The sequence below is a fragment of the Saccharopolyspora kobensis genome (assembly GCF_900108315.1).
In the GTDB taxonomy this organism is placed as follows: domain Bacteria; phylum Actinomycetota; class Actinomycetes; order Mycobacteriales; family Pseudonocardiaceae; genus Saccharopolyspora; species Saccharopolyspora kobensis.
This window is the reverse complement of sequence record NZ_FNVB01000005.1, coordinates 610,369-623,929: the sequence shown is the minus strand read 5'-3', so window position 1 is coordinate 623,929 and position 13,561 is coordinate 610,369. Positions and strand designations below refer to the sequence as shown.

Here is a 13,561-nt window from a genome sequence, read left to right as displayed (position 1 = left end):
CAACCACCGCGCGCGGCCGATGTATTGAACAAACGCGACATAGACTCCGGACGTGTCCAGGGACGTTCGGGAGGTCGGCGGCGCTTGGCGGCGGTTCCAGCGCCACTCCTTCCCGCAGCCTTCCCCGGACCTCGTCGGGTACGTGGCCAGGTACTGGATCGTGTCGTGGGACTACGCGGAGCCGTACCGGCAGCTGATCGTGCCTTACCCGAACGTGCACCTGGCGTTCCACGACGGCGGTGCGACGATCAGCGGCGTCTCCAGCAAGCACCAGTTCAAGGTGCTGGCGGGGCGCGGCGGCGTGTTCGGCGTGGCGTTCCGGCCCGGCTGCTTCCGCCCGTTCCTGCGCGCCCCGGTCTCCTCGATCACCGACCGGTCCATCGACGCGCGCGAGGTGTTCGGCAGCGGATTGCCGGAGTCACCGGACGTCCAGGCCGTCGAGCGGTTCCTGCGCGAACACGCGCCCGAGCCCGATGCGAAGGCGGAGGAGGCCGCCCGGATCGTCGCGATGATCGCCGCGAATCCGCAGATCACCAGGGTCGGTGCGCTGGCGGCGGAGCTCGGCGCGAACGTCCGGCAGCTGCAGCGGCTGTTCGCCGAGCACGTGGGCATCGGCCCGAAGTGGGTGATCCGCCGCTACCGCCTGCACGAGGTGACCGAGCGGATGGCGGCGGGCGCGGAGCTGGACTGGGCGGCGCTGGCGGCCGAACTCGGCTACGCCGACCAGGCCCACTTGGCGCGCGATTTCAAAGCGCTCTTCGGCGAATCCCTGACTCACTACGCCGAGCGCTGCTGAGGTAGGCGCGGCTCAGGTGCTCCTGGAGGCGGGCGTGCCGGAACTGGTAGACGGCTCCGGACTGGCGCAGCACCCCGCGCTCGTAGGCGTCGGCCAGGAACTCCACCGTCACCCAGGGCAGCCGTCCGGTGAGCGGCAACCACAGGCGGGCGAGCAGGATCCACTGGCCCCACGCGGTGAAGGCCAGCGCGTACGCGAGCGTCACGCTGATCCCGCCGAGGAGCCCGACGAAGGCACCGTGCGGCAACCACACGAGCCGACCCAGCGTCCCCTGGAAGAGGCTGATCACGAGTTGGCCGCCGAAGGCGATGGAGAGCACGAGCACCGGTAGCAGCAGCAGGGTCTGGCGCCGCACGGTGCGCCGGTTCTCGGCCAGCATCGCGACCGGATCAGCGGCCGAGTCGATGTCCAGGGGTTTCTCCAGCACCGCGGCGAGCATCAGCACCAGCGCTGCGGAGAGCCCGAAGATGAGGCCGAACAGGAACGCGTCGACCAGCGTCACGCCGATCGCCGCCTCAGCGGGCGGGAATCCGTGCAGCAGTCCTCTCACCAGCGTGTTCGTCGATGAGACGCCGATGCCCACGACGAACCCGCCGACCATGCCCGCCCCGAACCTGCGGATGTAGGAACGGCTGGTCTTGCGCCCGGCGCTCCGGCCGCGCAACCGGACCTGCATGCGGGTCGGCCGGAACTGCACACCGCCGTAGACGATCGCCATCCCGTGCACGAGGCCGATCGCCAGCCCGATCGCCAGTCCGATCAGCGACGCTTCCAGCACGGCTGCGCCGATTCCGCCGGCGAAGCCGAGGTGCTGGAGGTATGCGGGCAGGCTGAGGGTGAGGTCGAGCAGGCTGGTGATGACCGCGCTCGCCACCACGACGGCGAGGATCCGCGTCGAGCGGCGCACCGTGCCGCCCAGCTGCCACCAGGCGATATCGGTCGTGCCGCGCCGGTCCAGGTGGTGGGCGAGGTGGCCCAGCCAGCGCTGGACGAGCGCCGGGTCCCAGCTGCGGCGCGGCCGACCGCTGGTGGACTGCTGCGGCGGGCCGGGGCGGTAGAGCGTCGGCACGAAGCTGCCCAGCAGGTGCGCCTCGATGGCCCCCGGCGTCGGAAACCTCGCGGTGTCCAGCAGTTCGGACGGATTCGCGTCGCGGTAGACGGTGCGGGCGAGCACGACCATCAACGGCGTGGTCAGCGCTGCGGTGATGTTGGCGGCAGCGCCGCTCTCCGGGCGATCGCGCAGTTCGTCGAGGACGGGATCCCACGTGGCCCCGAGGTAGTCGGCCAGATCGGCGCGGGTGAGGTCGGCGAGCTCGATCTCGGCGGCGCGCGCCAACGCCGTCGCTTCCACCGCTCTGCCGTACTCGCCGGGTCGGCTGGTCAGCAGCAGCGGGAGCGTGGTGGCGTTGAGCGCTTCCAGCGCGGCGCGGTGCAGGGCGTTGGAGATCTCGTCGAAGCCGTCGAGCACCGGCAGGACCCGGCCGGCCTCGACCAGCGCGGCGGCCAGCGTCGAACCGTCGGGAGCGGTCGCGACCAGGCCCGGGTAGTCGCGCAGCAGCTGGTCGATCAGCCAGTCCCGCAGCGCGGTGGCCGTCGGGTCCCACGATCCGACGCTGAAGATCACCGGCACCGGATCGGCGTCGCGGCGGGTCCGCAGGTGATCCAGCACGAACCGCAGCGCCAGGATCGTCTTGCCGGATCCCGGGCGGCCCAGCACCACCAGCCGCCCGGACGGCGTCCGGCGGTAGACGTCGACGATCTCGCCGAGCCCGCCGGTGGATTCGCCGACCCGGAACCGCACCGGCAGCTGGAACGGGTCGTGGACCCGGCGGTGCTCCTCCTCGCGCTGCCAGCGGGCGGCGACCACCTGAGCGAGCTGCTCGGCGGCTTCGTCCAGGGCCCGCTGGGCGGCGGTCCGCCGTTCCGGCGGCGCTTCGGCAGGTCGCTCGGCCGGTGCCTCGGCGGCCGGTTCTCCGGCGGGCAGCGGCGTGCTGCTGGCGGCGGCCATCAGGCGCTGCCGGTCGTCCGGTGAGAGGTCCAGGGCCCGCGCCAGCAGCTTCACCGTGCCGACCCGGGGATCGTTCCCGGCGCCGGTCTCCAGCCGGCGGATGGTGCGCACCGCGAGCTCGGACCGCTCCGCGAGCCGTTCCTGCGTCATGCCCGCCTGCTTGCGCAACTGGCGCAGCAGCGGGCCGAACTCGCTCGTCACGTGGGCTCCCGTCGGGATGATCTCGGCCATCGGACCTTATCCGGCCGACCGGACATGCATGGCCGGTTCGGTGTCCTGGCCCGCTGATCAGCGCGAACGGCAAGATCAGCGGTGCCGGTCGGGACAGCCGAGCGGTTCACCCCTGGGGAAAGGTCCGATGTGATGAGAAGAGGCCGGGCCGCACTGGCGATAGGTCTGATGGCCGCCTCCGCGGTGGTCGCTCCCAGCGCCTCCGCGGCGCCCGAACCACCGCGGCTCGCCGACGGTTTCGGGCTGACGGTGGTGAGCCAGCCGGAGTGGGTCGACGACGACCACCGCACGTTCGTCTTCGCGGTCGCCTCCGACGAGGTGCCGAACCCGACGCTGCTGCCGGGCCAGACCGCGGGTCAGCACGACATCATGGTGACGCTGCCCGCCGACTACGACAGCGCCGAGCGCTACCCGGTGCTGTACTCGCTGCACGGCAACCCCGACCTGCCCAACACCGAGGCCAACCAGCGGATGGCCGAGCAGGCGACCGAGGACCAGCCGCTGATCACGGTGCACCCCAACGGCGTCCGCAGCTGGTACTCGAACTGGGTGAACCCCGGCCCGGTCGGCCCGCAGAACTGGGAGACCTTCCACCTCGACCAGCTGATCCCGCTGATCGACGCGAACCTGAGCACCATCCCGACCAGGGAGGGCCGGGCGATCGTCGGGCACTCGATGGGCGGCTTCGGCGCGTTCCACTACGCCGAGCACCGGCCGGAGCTGTTCAGCTACGTGGGCGCCTTCTCCGGTGGCCTGGACCTGCTCAACCAGGGAGTGCGCGCGGCCGTGATCGGCACCTCGGTGATGGAGGCGTCCGGCACGCCGACGGTGGCGCCCGACGCGATCTTCGGCTCACCGGTCTGGCCGCTGGACGGCGTGTGGAACGCGCAGAGCCCGGCCCAGCACGTCGAATCCCTGCGCGGCATGGGCGTGGCCCTGTACACCGGCAACGGCGGCGACCTGACCGTCAACCCGGCGCAGGCGGTCGTCGAGAAGATCGCCAGGGACACCAACCTGGTGACCTCGGCGAACCTGACCGCCGCCGGAATCCCGCACACCTTCGTCGACTACGGCGACGGCAGCGAGTGGGCGGAGGGCTGCACCGGCAAGCACGCGTCGCTGCCGTGCCTGCAGGCGGACATGAACCACTACGTCGACCTGATCATGAAGCGCCTGGAACGTCCATGACCGGGGGTCCGGTCGGTCGGGCAGGGGGACGCCCGACCGACCGGGGACGGACCAGGAGCTCTGGAGGGACGACATGGCCGCCAACTGCCGGTGCTGGTGCGGCGAGTGCGCCTACCGGACGCCGTGGCTGACCGAGCCGGGAAGCGCCGGCCGACTGGCGCGGCACTACGCCGAGCAGCACCCGGACGTCGAACCCGGCGGCCGCACCGAATACCGGGAGAACGAGCGCGAAGGAGCGGGATGCGTTGCGGCGCTGGCGATCCTGTTCCTGCTGCTGCTCATCCTGGCCACCTGCCAGCACCAGGCGGGCGCGTAGTCCGCTGGCCAGGCCCCGTGAGCGGTTCGGGGTGCCATGGCGCCCCAAAGCACTCACGGGACGAACAGCGAAACCTCAGCGAGGAGACGAAGATGACGAGATATCCGCGCAAGTGGCGGCTCGCGGCGTTAGGTGCCGCGGTCGCGACCGCGTTGGCGCTTCCGGTCTCGGCCCAGGCGGCCGAACCCGCGGACGTCCAGGACGTGCTGAAGGCCTACCAGGCGGAGGTCGGGCCGGGGGCGGCCGTCTACGCCGACAGCGGGGCCGGACCGTGGGAGCTTTCGGCCGGCACTGCCAAGTACGGCACCGTCCGGTCGATCACGTCCGCCGACCACTACCGGATCGGCAGCCAGACCAAGACGTTCACCGCTGTCGTGACGATGCAGCTGGTCGACGAGGGCGAGGTGGTCCTCGACGAGCCGATCGAGCGCTACCTGCCCGGTCTGGTCGCCGGCAACGGCCACGACGGGAACGCGATCACCGTCCGCCAGCTCCTGCAGCACACCAGCGGAATCCCGACCAACAACAACCCGACCCCGAAGGCCAACCCGGACGGCACCTACGAGCTGATCGAGCTGGTGCGCGACGGGCTCAGCCACCCGTCGGTGAGCGAGCCGGGCGCGGAGTTCCACTACTCCAACACCAACTACGAGATCCTCGGGATGCTGATCGAGGAGGTCACCGGCGCACCGGTCGGCCAGGAGATCACCAACCGGATCATCCAGCCGCTCGGCCTGACGGACACCAGTTACCCGGCCGCGGGTGACCGCTCCATCCCGGCGCCGCTGATCAACGGCTACATCGGTGGCCGCATCCCGCCGTTCTTCCTGTGGATCGACGCGACCGCGTTCGAGCCGTCGTTCTTCGGCCCGGCGGGCGGCATGATCTCCACCCAGCAGGACATCACGCGCTTCTACCAGGCGGTGGTCGCCGGTGAGCTCACCTCGCCGGAGAGCCTGGCGGAGATGCGGCGGACGGTCCCGGCCCACGGCGCGGAGGTCGGCCTCGGCCTCATCAGCTACACCCTGTCCTGCGGAGCGGTGACCTGGGGCCACAACGGAATGGTGCCCGGCTTCATGTCGAACACCGAAGTGACCGCCGACGGCAGGAACGCGGCCACGGTGACCAACGCCAACGTCATGTCCCCGAAGTACCGGGAACTGGTCGACGCGGCGATCTGCGGCTGACGCCCGAAAGCCGGTGCGCGACAACAGCGCACCGGCTCTCCGCCGCTTCAGGCCAAGGTCGCGGAGGCGATGGCCGCGGCGATCGCGAGCAGCAGCGCACTGATGATGAGCAGGCTGGCGGTGCGCAGCAGCCGGAACTTCTTCGCCCCGACTTGAGCGACGACGAGCAGCCGCTCGCGGTGCCAGCGCTGCGGATCATCCGCGAGGCGCGTGAAGTGCCGCAGCAGTTCGGCATCGGTCATCGATTCGTACGTGGCGAAACCGCTCCGCCGCAACCGCGGCCGCACGCTCCACAGCAGGAGCAGCAGAGCGCCCGCGAGCAGCGCCAACGCGGCCCAGAACAGCAGAGCGGCCGTGAGCGGCGCGGCGGCCCGGGGCAGCACGGCGAGCCCGACGGCGAGGATGGGGCTGAACACGGCGAGCAGCGTGCTGGTCTTGGTCTCGGTGCGAGCCAGCGCGGCATCGCCCCGGCTGAGCTCGTCCTGGAGCAACCGCTCCACCACTTCCGAATCGGCCTCGCGTTCGCCCATGCCGGAATCATGGCCCACCGAACCGCTTTTCGGAGCGCTTTCGGCAACCGATGCTGCGCTGCGGGGAATAGCCACAGCTTGGCTTGGTGTTGAGTAGTTCAATGCCAAGCTAAATCGGAGGTGTCCGGTGGAACCGATCGACACGATGTTCGTCTTCCTCGCTCCCGGTGCCGAACGCGCTGGTCAGCGGATCGAACAGCAGGTCACCGGCGGGGTCAACGCGTTCGTGTGGGTGCCCGACGCCGAAGCCGCTGCCGAGGTGGTCGCGGCGCAGGCCGCAGCGGGGCTCGAACTGGTCGAGCTCTACCGCGGCTTCAGCCTGCGCGAAGCGCGGCTGGTCGTCGACGCCGTCGACGGGCGGGCGCCGGTCGGGGTGTCCGGCTTCGCCTTCGCCGCCGGGGCCGGCGAGGTGCGCAACTCCGCGACCATCTACGGGGCTGATCTCGACGATCCCGGAGCGCGGCGCGTCGATGTGGAGGTCGACGGAAAGCGCACGTCGGTGGTGCCGGTCGCCGATGCGGAGGGCGCCGTCGCAGCGGCGGTCGAGGCGGTTGCCGCCGGTGCGGACGTCGTGGAGATCTGCGGCGGGACGCCGCTGACCACCGCGGCGCGGGTCGAGCAGGAGCTGGCGGGCAGGGCCGTCGTCGGCCTGGTCTCGTGGCCCTTCGAAGCGCTCCCCGGCGCGGCCGCCTACCGGGCGGCGTTCGAGGCCAGGTGATCAGTCGGTCTCGTGCGGCGAGAGCGCGGTCTTCAGCAACGCGGCGAGCTGCTCGCGCTGCGCGTGGTCGAGCGGCGCGAGCAGCTCCTCGTCGGCAGCCAGCACCGCTGCCAGCGCTTCGGTGGCGAGCTGCTCGCCGCGTTCGGTGAGCCGCACGAGCACAGCACGCCGGTCGGCCGGATCGGTCGCGCGCACCACCAGACCGGCCTCGGCGAGCCGATCCAGCCGAGCCGTCATCGCACCGGAGGTGACCAGCGAGGACCGGGCGAGCTCGCGCGGGTTGACGCCCGCCGGATCGCCGCGCCGCCGCATCGTGTTCAGCACGTCGAAATCGCCGTAGCTGAGCCCCAGCGGGCGCAACGCGTCCTTGATCGCACGCTGCCCGTGCTCCGCCCACCGCAGCAGCCGGCCGATCACCTGCAACGGCTCGACGTCGAGCGAGGGTGCCCGCCGATTCCATTCGGCGACCATCCGATCAACCGAATCCATGGCCACCCCGGAATCGTAGTTCCGGCTCCCGGGTCACCCGGCGGGCAGGACGCCGACGGCGGCGTAGCTGTTGGTGCGGGCGGCGACTTCGCGGTCGACGGGGTCGTCCGGGCGCCACTCGGGCAGCAGCACCAGGCCGGGGTCGACGAGCTCGTAGCCGGTGAGCAGCTCGGCGATGCGGTCGCGGCTGCGCAGCGTGCCGGGTGTGGAGGTGCGGTTGTAGATCGCGTGAGCCCCGCGGAGCTGGTCGTCGGTGAAGGTGATCGGGGACAGGTGCGACAGCGCCAGGTAGCTGCCCGGCACGCAGGCCGAGCGATAGCCGCGCACGATCTCCGCCGGATCGTCCTCGTCGGCCACGAAGTGCAGGATCGCCACGGCCAGCACGCCGACGGGGCGGCTGAAGTCCAGCAGCCCGGCGACTCCCGGAGCGCTCAGCACGGTTTCGGGGTCGCGGATGTCGGCCTGCGTGACGCTCACCCGCGGTGTGCCGTCGAGCAGCGCTTCGGCGTGCGCGACCGCGACCGGCTCGCGATCCACGTAGGCGACGCGAGCCGCGGGCGCGGCTTCCTGCGCGATCTCGTGCACGTTGCCGACTGTCGGGATGCCCGACCCGAGGTCGAGGAACTGGTCCACGCCCTGCGCGACCATGAACCGCACTGCGCGCCCGAGGAAGGCGCGGTTGGCGTAGGCCCACTGCCTAGCGCTGGGCACGACCTTGAGGAACCGCTCGGCGGTCTCCCGGTCGACGGCGAAGTTCGCGTTGCCGCCGAGGTAGTAGTCGTACATCCGAGCGGCGTTGGGCGATTCGATGTCGAAATCGCCTGCGGCCAAAGGATCAGCCTCGTGCTCCACCACCCGAGCATGATCGTCTAATGCCGATCGCCCGGCAAGAGCCGGTCACTGCATGACCACCCGTGGGCGCACGTGTCAGCGGCTCGATTCGCAGATCCGCTTCAGCGCTGCGGCTTCTTCATCGACGAAGCGGCGGATGCGCCCGGCGACCAAGGGCGTCAGCAGGCGCGCGAGACCGCCGGTGAAGTCGATCCGCAACCGGACCTCGCTGCCCTCACCTGCGGCTCGGATCCAGTGCGAGGCGACCATCCGGCCACCTGCGAAGCGGGTCGCCCAGCAGAACGACGAACCCGGTTCGACCTCGACCACCTCCCACACGGCGGCGGCCACCCCGGGCTGCTTGACCCGGAACCGGCGCCCGACCCGCAGTTCCCCGTCCAACGCCGCGACCGAGCTGACGGTAGGCGTCCACCGGGGCCAACCAGGCACATCGGCCAGCACGGCCCAAACCTCATCCTGCGGCGCCGAGATCGACGCAGTGCTCTCGTGTCGCATAGCCACCCTCCCGAGTGCCTCGCAATGCCGATCATCGTGCCCGATCCAGCAGCGGTACGGACACCAAAACGTCGGTGCGCCTGGCGATCGTGGGTGAGCTGTCCGCACTGCTGAATTCGGACAGCGCCAGCGCGGCACGATCTGCCCGCACCGCACTGACGAAGCTCACCGATGACAACGACAGCTCCGTCGTCGCCGCAGCGCAAGCGGCTCTGGCACGTGCCGAAACCGCCACGCCGTCGAGCGCTGCGGTCGTTGTGAGAAGTGAGGTCGTTCAGCAGCACTCAGCAGAGAGCCCGTCGCCGCCGGTTGCCGAAGGAGCACCGGACTCGCCGGTTTGCGACCTGACCGACCACCACGGGGCACCTCAACAGCGCGGCGGCGACCAACAGCAGGCGCGGTCGCCCAGGACGCGGCGGAAAGCACTGGTCGTCGGCACAGTGCTCGGGGTGGCCGCCGCCGCGGCGGCGGCCACGACCGTGTCGCTGCTTCCCGATCCCGAGGGCTCCAACGACGCCGCGCCGCCGACCGGGCGAGTGCAGGTACCCCCGGGCTACGTCACCCCGCCAACGCGGCCTGTTCCGCTGCCCGACTCGGTCGCGTGCTACTACCAGCCGGATTGGGCCAACGGCGTGGTTCCCGCGAAGGGCATCGTGCTGGCCGACATCAACACCAACATCGGCACCATCCCGGTGCTCCTGGATCGGTCGCTGGCCCCGTGCACGGTCAACGGCTTCACCCACATGGCCAAACAGGGCGTCTACCAGAACACCGGCTGCAACAGCGGAGATGTCCAGTGGCTGTCGTGCGGTCCCAGGGACGGCTCGGGCTACAGCTGGACTGATGAGAGATTTGCCGGGGTGAGGGCGGATCTGCGCGGATACCTGGTGATGCATCACGCCTACTACGGCTCGTACTTCTCCTTGTACTTCGAAGACGGCCAGAAGGGCGACGCCACGGTGTTCGGCACGATCTCAGAAGAGGGCCTGAAGCTCATAGACAACAAGCGCCGTGAGAGCAACGACGTCCACAACGAATCTTTGAAGGAAATCATCATCACCAGCGTCGACATCCAGGACTGACCGGCCGGAGTCGACCCGCTGTTCCTAAATCTTCGTCGGCGTGGCCTGTTCGCTCGGGCCGGGCTTCGCCCCATCACCGGGGCCGCAGAGGCGTTGGCGACGTGCAACTGAATCCGAAGTGGGGGCGACCGTGAACCGGAGCAGCCCCCACGGCTGCAACCAGCGCTTTCAGGTGGCGCCCCCGGCAGGATTCGAACCTGCGACACCCGCTTTAGGAGAGCGGTGCTCTATCCCCTGAGCTACGAGGGCCTGGTTGGAGGGTACCTGGCCCGTCGGGGCGGGTTGGCACCGGTCGGGTTCGCGCCAGGCGGCGGGCGGTGCCGGGTTCGTCGCGTATCGTCAGGTGATCGTTACCGTTCGGGGTCGCCGGGGTGGGTATGGGCAACGAGAACCGCGGGTCCGCGCGCAACATCGTGCAGGTCGGGGCGATGCGCGGGGACGTTCACATTCACGAGGCGGGTGGCGCGCAGCCCGTGGCTCCGGGGGAGCTGCCCGCCGCGCCGGCTCACTTCGTCGATCGGGACGCTGCGCTCGCCGAGCTGGACGAGCTGCTCGGGGAGTCGCGGGAGGGCCGGGCCGGGTGGGCGGTGATCAGCGGCGTCAGCGGTGTCGGGAAGAGCGCGTTCGCCGTGCACTGGTCGCACCTGGTCAAACAGGGGTTCGAGGACGGGCAGATCGTGTTCGACTTCGATCGCGGGGCGCGGGGCCTGGGTGATGCCGCCGAGCACTGCCTGCGCTCGCTCGGTGTCGAGGCGGCGTTGATCCCGCCGGCGACCGACGACAAGCTCGCGATGCTGCGGAGCTGGACCCGGGACCGGAAGCTGCTGTTCCTCTTCGACGACGTGGTCGAGCTGACGGACGTCCTGAAGCTGCTCCCCGCGTCCGGCGCGAGCGTGGTGCTGTGCACGAGTCGGCAGGACGGAGCTGAGCTCGCGGCGGACGGGGTCCGGCCGATCAGGCTGAAGCCGCTCGGATCGGAGCACGCGCTCGACTGCCTGCGGCGGAAGGGCCTCCGCGAGCGCGTGGACGCCGAGCCTGACGCAGCCGCGGAGCTGGTCGCGCGATCGGGCGGACTGCCCATCGCGCTCAACGTGATGATCGGGCTGCTGGCCCGCCGGACTTCGTGGACCATCGCGCGCGCCGTCCGGGAGCTGTCGGAGCAGAGCAGGCGGCGGACGCACTTCCGCGCGGCCTTCGCCGAACTGGACCTCGCGGTCGAACAGCTGACGCGGGCCGAAGCCCACGTGTACGGGCTGCTGGGCCGAGTTGGACTCGCGCTGCCCGCCGGGGCGGTCGCGGCGTTAGCCGACCTCACCGAGATCGACGCCGAAGCCCATCTCGCCGAGCTGCACAGGATTTGTCTGGTGGAAGAGAACGATCAGGAGCAGTTCCTGCTCCACGACCTCGTGACCGAGCACGCCGCTGAAACCCTCGGCACGTCCGAGGCGTCGGCCGACGATGCGGTCCGGCGCCTCGTCGCGTGGTACCGGCAGCAGGGCGCGTTCGCGGACCGGATGGTGACGGAGCCCAGCAGGCTCCGCGTCGTCGACGACGAAATCACCGGGGAGAACCCGTTCACGCGCGAGGAAGCGCTGGAGTGGCTGCGCAGCGAGCGCGTCAACCTGCTCGGCATGGTTCGGCTGGCGGCCGAAAGTGCTTGGCACGTCGACGTGATCGCGCTGTGCGACGGCCCGCTGTGGGCGCTGCACAACCAGGACAAGCACTACTCCGACACGTTGTCGGCCTTGGCCGAGGCCGTCACTTCTGCCTTGGCGATCGAGGACCTGCCCGCCGAAGCGCGCATGCGCAGCCTGCGCGGCCAGCTGTTGATCGAGTGCGGTGAGCTCGATGAAGCGCTCGCCGAGTGCGCTGAGGCCGTGGCGGTCGCCGAGCGTGCCGGGCACCGGCGGATCTTGGCGTCGGCGCTGGAATTCCAGGGCAAGGCGCTGCACGCCCACCAGCAGTTCGAAGCGGCCATCGAGAACTTCCAGCGGGCGCGGCAGCTCAACGTCGAGCTCGGACGCCAGCGCGGCATGGCCATCCAGGACTACCTGATCGGCAAGTCGCTCTCCGCTCTCGGCCGCAACGACGAAGCGCTCCAGGCCTTCGGCTCGGCGGCGGAGCTGATCGCCGGTTTCCCCGGCGACAAGCGGACGCCCAGCCGGATCAGCGTTGCCGCGGCGCGCGTCCACCAAGCGCTCGGCCAGCACGAACAGGCCGTTTCCCAGCTCCGCGAAGCGATTTCGGCAACGCGCGAGCGCTCGTCCTTCGACGTCGCGGAACCGCTGGAACTGCTGGCGGATTCACTGACCGCGCTCGGCCGCCCAGGCGCGCAGGAGTGTCTGGAAGAAGCATTGGAGATCTACGAGCAGGCGAAGAACCCGAAGGCCGAGCGGGTTCGGCGGAAGCTCAGCGCGGGGTGAACAGGTCCACTGGTTCTGGGCGGGCCGGCCAGGGTGGTTCCGGCAGGTTCAGGTGGTGGTAGATCAGTTCTCGCAGGCGTTGGTGGGAGTTGTCGGCGAAGGTGACGTCGGCGAGCTCGTGGTGGTTCGGGACCGGGGTTGCCGCTTCGATCTGGGGCAGGAGGTCGGCGGTCGGGTCGAGGTGCTGGGCTCGTTCGCCGAGCAGCGCCATCGGGGAGCCCGGGACCACCTCTGCCGCGCCGAACGCCGCTAGCAGCAGCGGCTTTCCGAGCGCTGCCGCGTAGAGGGCCAGTGACCCGTGGTCGCTGATCACCACGTCCGCCGCCACCAGTGCTGCCTGCCACTTTCGCAGGCGGGGGAGCAGCAGCAGGTCGTTGTGCAGGGCCGTGCGGAGCCAGGTTTCCAGCTGGAGCCGCTCGTGCTTCTGCCAGACGTTCGGGTGCAGGGCCAGGGCGATCCGGTGGTCCGGTAGGCCTGCGGTCAGGAGCTTCGCCAGGTCACCGCGCTTGGCGAAGAGCGACTCCGGGCCCCAGGTCGACGCCGCGAGGACCAGCTCGCGGTCACCGGCCAGCGCGCTGCGGTACTGCTCGCGCATGGGCAGGCTGGCTCGCAGGCGGGCGTAGCAGGGATCGCCGATCACCTCCGCGCGCGGCACCGCTTCCGGGCACTGGCGCTGGAGTTGGGGGAGCTGGCTCGGGTGCGACAGGCCGACGACCGCCGGGACGACTCTTCCTTCGTGCGTCAGCTGAGCGCGGGAGAGGCCGGAAACCTCAGCCGCGACACCGGTTTCGGTGGCTCGCAGCTTGTTGTGGCCGGCGCCGTGCGGCAGCGTCAGGACCGGCATTTCGAGTTCGTGCAGCGCGCCGTTGCCGCTGGGGGAAATGGCCAGGTCGAAGTCCTTGCCGATGGCCGTTTCCCAGTCGATGACCTGTGCGCCGTGCAGGTGCAGCTGCTCGGCGAGGTTCGTCGCGAACTCGGATCCGGCCGCCACCGCGAAGCGGGTCTCCACGCGCATGTCGTCGGCCAGCAGCGGGAGCACGTCGAGCAGCCGATCCAGCGCGGTCAGGGTGCGGACGACGCCCAGCACCCGGCGCTGGATCGGCGCGGAATCCCACCGACCTGCGCGCGCCGCCACGACCGCACCGGCTTCCGGGCTTCCGGGCTTCCGGGCTTCCGGGCTTCCGGGCTTCCGGGCTTCCGGGCTTCCGGGCTTCCGGGCTTCCGGGCTTATTGTAGCTGGTGAGGA

General features: G+C 70.5%; 13 protein-coding genes and 1 tRNA gene. 7 read left to right on the top strand and 7 right to left on the bottom strand.

Annotated elements, in window-relative coordinates:
• Positions 1 to 52 precede the first annotated feature (52 nt).
• Positions 53 to 796 (top strand): AraC family transcriptional regulator, encoded by a 744-nt coding sequence (locus C4T78_RS19815; protein WP_235863326.1) that lies wholly within the window; start codon positions 53 to 55, stop codon positions 794 to 796.
• Here C4T78_RS19815 and C4T78_RS19810 read toward each other — a convergent pair.
• Positions 747 to 3,035, bottom strand: a complete 2,289-nt coding sequence (locus C4T78_RS19810) for an NACHT domain-containing protein (RefSeq protein ID WP_093349802.1) — start codon at positions 3,033 to 3,035, stop codon at positions 747 to 749. The genes C4T78_RS19815 and C4T78_RS19810 overlap by 50 nt on opposite strands.
• 132 nt (positions 3,036 to 3,167) lie before the next feature.
• Between C4T78_RS19810 and C4T78_RS19805 the strand changes: the two genes are divergently transcribed.
• The 3 genes from C4T78_RS19805 to C4T78_RS19795 all read left to right on the top strand — a co-directional run bounded on the left by C4T78_RS19805 (position 3,168) and on the right by C4T78_RS19795 (position 5,726).
• Complete coding sequence (locus C4T78_RS19805; protein ID WP_093349800.1) at positions 3,168 to 4,223, top strand: alpha/beta hydrolase; 1,056 nt, start codon at positions 3,168 to 3,170, stop codon at positions 4,221 to 4,223.
• Between the two features lie 73 nt (positions 4,224 to 4,296).
• On the top strand, positions 4,297 to 4,539 hold the full coding sequence (locus tag C4T78_RS19800; protein WP_093349797.1) for a hypothetical protein: 243 nt from the start codon (positions 4,297 to 4,299) through the stop codon (positions 4,537 to 4,539).
• Between the two features lie 92 nt (positions 4,540 to 4,631).
• Positions 4,632 to 5,726 (top strand): serine hydrolase domain-containing protein, encoded by a 1,095-nt coding sequence (locus C4T78_RS19795; protein WP_093349795.1) that lies wholly within the window; start codon positions 4,632 to 4,634, stop codon positions 5,724 to 5,726.
• A 47-nt stretch (positions 5,727 to 5,773) separates the two neighbouring features.
• On the opposite strand, the gene C4T78_RS19790 is transcribed toward C4T78_RS19795, so the two are convergent.
• Entirely contained in the window at positions 5,774 to 6,256 is a 483-nt protein-coding gene (locus C4T78_RS19790; RefSeq protein ID WP_093349792.1) for a Pycsar system effector family protein, read from the bottom strand.
• 127 nt (positions 6,257 to 6,383) lie between these two features.
• On the opposite strand from C4T78_RS19790, the gene C4T78_RS19785 reads away from it, so the two are divergent.
• On the top strand, positions 6,384 to 6,974 hold the full coding sequence (locus C4T78_RS19785) for a DUF6506 family protein (protein ID WP_093349790.1): 591 nt from the start codon (positions 6,384 to 6,386) through the stop codon (positions 6,972 to 6,974).
• Here C4T78_RS19785 and C4T78_RS19780 read toward each other — a convergent pair whose 3' ends face one another.
• The 3 genes from C4T78_RS19780 to C4T78_RS19770 all read right to left on the bottom strand — a co-directional run bounded on the left by C4T78_RS19780 (position 6,975) and on the right by C4T78_RS19770 (position 8,810).
• Positions 6,975 to 7,445 carry a MarR family winged helix-turn-helix transcriptional regulator gene (locus C4T78_RS19780; RefSeq protein ID WP_093349787.1) on the bottom strand — a complete coding sequence of 157 codons (471 nt, stop codon included), beginning with the start codon at positions 7,443 to 7,445 and terminating at the stop codon, positions 6,975 to 6,977.
• A gap of 51 nt (positions 7,446 to 7,496) precedes the next feature.
• Positions 7,497 to 8,318 carry an SAM-dependent methyltransferase gene (locus C4T78_RS19775; RefSeq protein WP_093349785.1) on the bottom strand — a complete coding sequence of 274 codons (822 nt, stop codon included), beginning with the start codon at positions 8,316 to 8,318 and terminating at the stop codon, positions 7,497 to 7,499.
• A gap of 72 nt (positions 8,319 to 8,390) precedes the next feature.
• Positions 8,391 to 8,810: an SRPBCC family protein gene (locus C4T78_RS19770; protein WP_093349782.1), complete on the bottom strand. Its 420-nt coding sequence runs from the start codon at positions 8,808 to 8,810 to the stop codon at positions 8,391 to 8,393.
• A 74-nt stretch (positions 8,811 to 8,884) separates the two neighbouring features.
• Between C4T78_RS19770 and C4T78_RS36105 the strand changes: the two genes are divergently transcribed.
• The gene (locus C4T78_RS36105) at positions 8,885 to 9,892 is read left to right on the top strand and encodes a peptidylprolyl isomerase (protein ID WP_235863323.1); all 1,008 of its coding nucleotides are present in this window, start codon (positions 8,885 to 8,887) and stop codon (positions 9,890 to 9,892) included.
• A gap of 173 nt (positions 9,893 to 10,065) precedes the next feature.
• Here C4T78_RS36105 and C4T78_RS19760 read toward each other — a convergent pair.
• A tRNA-Arg gene (locus C4T78_RS19760) sits at positions 10,066 to 10,141 on the bottom strand.
• 128 nt (positions 10,142 to 10,269) lie between these two features.
• Here C4T78_RS19760 and C4T78_RS19755 point away from each other — a divergent pair.
• Positions 10,270 to 12,315 carry a tetratricopeptide repeat protein gene (locus C4T78_RS19755; protein WP_093349777.1) on the top strand — a complete coding sequence of 682 codons (2,046 nt, stop codon included), beginning with the start codon at positions 10,270 to 10,272 and terminating at the stop codon, positions 12,313 to 12,315.
• On the opposite strand, the gene C4T78_RS19750 is transcribed toward C4T78_RS19755, so the two are convergent.
• A complete protein-coding gene (locus C4T78_RS19750; protein WP_093349774.1) occupies positions 12,302 to 13,450 on the bottom strand; it encodes a CDP-glycerol glycerophosphotransferase family protein in 1,149 nt (382 codons plus the stop codon). The genes C4T78_RS19755 and C4T78_RS19750 overlap by 14 nt on opposite strands.
• Between the last annotated feature and the right edge of the window lie 111 nt (positions 13,451 to 13,561).

Bases quoted from the DNA above. Each gene is read 5' to 3' on its own strand.
- C4T78_RS19810 (WP_093349802.1), bottom strand. From the start codon at position 3,035: ATGGCCGAGATCATCCCGACGGGAGCCCACGTGACGAGCGAGTTCGGC.
- C4T78_RS19805 (WP_093349800.1), top strand. From the start codon at position 3,168: ATGAGAAGAGGCCGGGCCGCACTGGCGATAGGTCTGATGGCCGCCTCC.
- C4T78_RS19800 (WP_093349797.1), top strand. From the start codon at position 4,297: ATGGCCGCCAACTGCCGGTGCTGGTGCGGCGAGTGCGCCTACCGGACG.
- C4T78_RS19795 (WP_093349795.1), top strand. From the start codon at position 4,632: ATGACGAGATATCCGCGCAAGTGGCGGCTCGCGGCGTTAGGTGCCGCG.
- C4T78_RS19790 (WP_093349792.1), bottom strand. From the start codon at position 6,256: ATGGGCGAACGCGAGGCCGATTCGGAAGTGGTGGAGCGGTTGCTCCAG.
- C4T78_RS19780 (WP_093349787.1), bottom strand. From the start codon at position 7,445: ATGGTCGCCGAATGGAATCGGCGGGCACCCTCGCTCGACGTCGAGCCG.
- C4T78_RS19770 (WP_093349782.1), bottom strand. From the start codon at position 8,810: ATGCGACACGAGAGCACTGCGTCGATCTCGGCGCCGCAGGATGAGGTT.
- C4T78_RS19755 (WP_093349777.1), top strand. From the start codon at position 10,270: ATGGGCAACGAGAACCGCGGGTCCGCGCGCAACATCGTGCAGGTCGGG.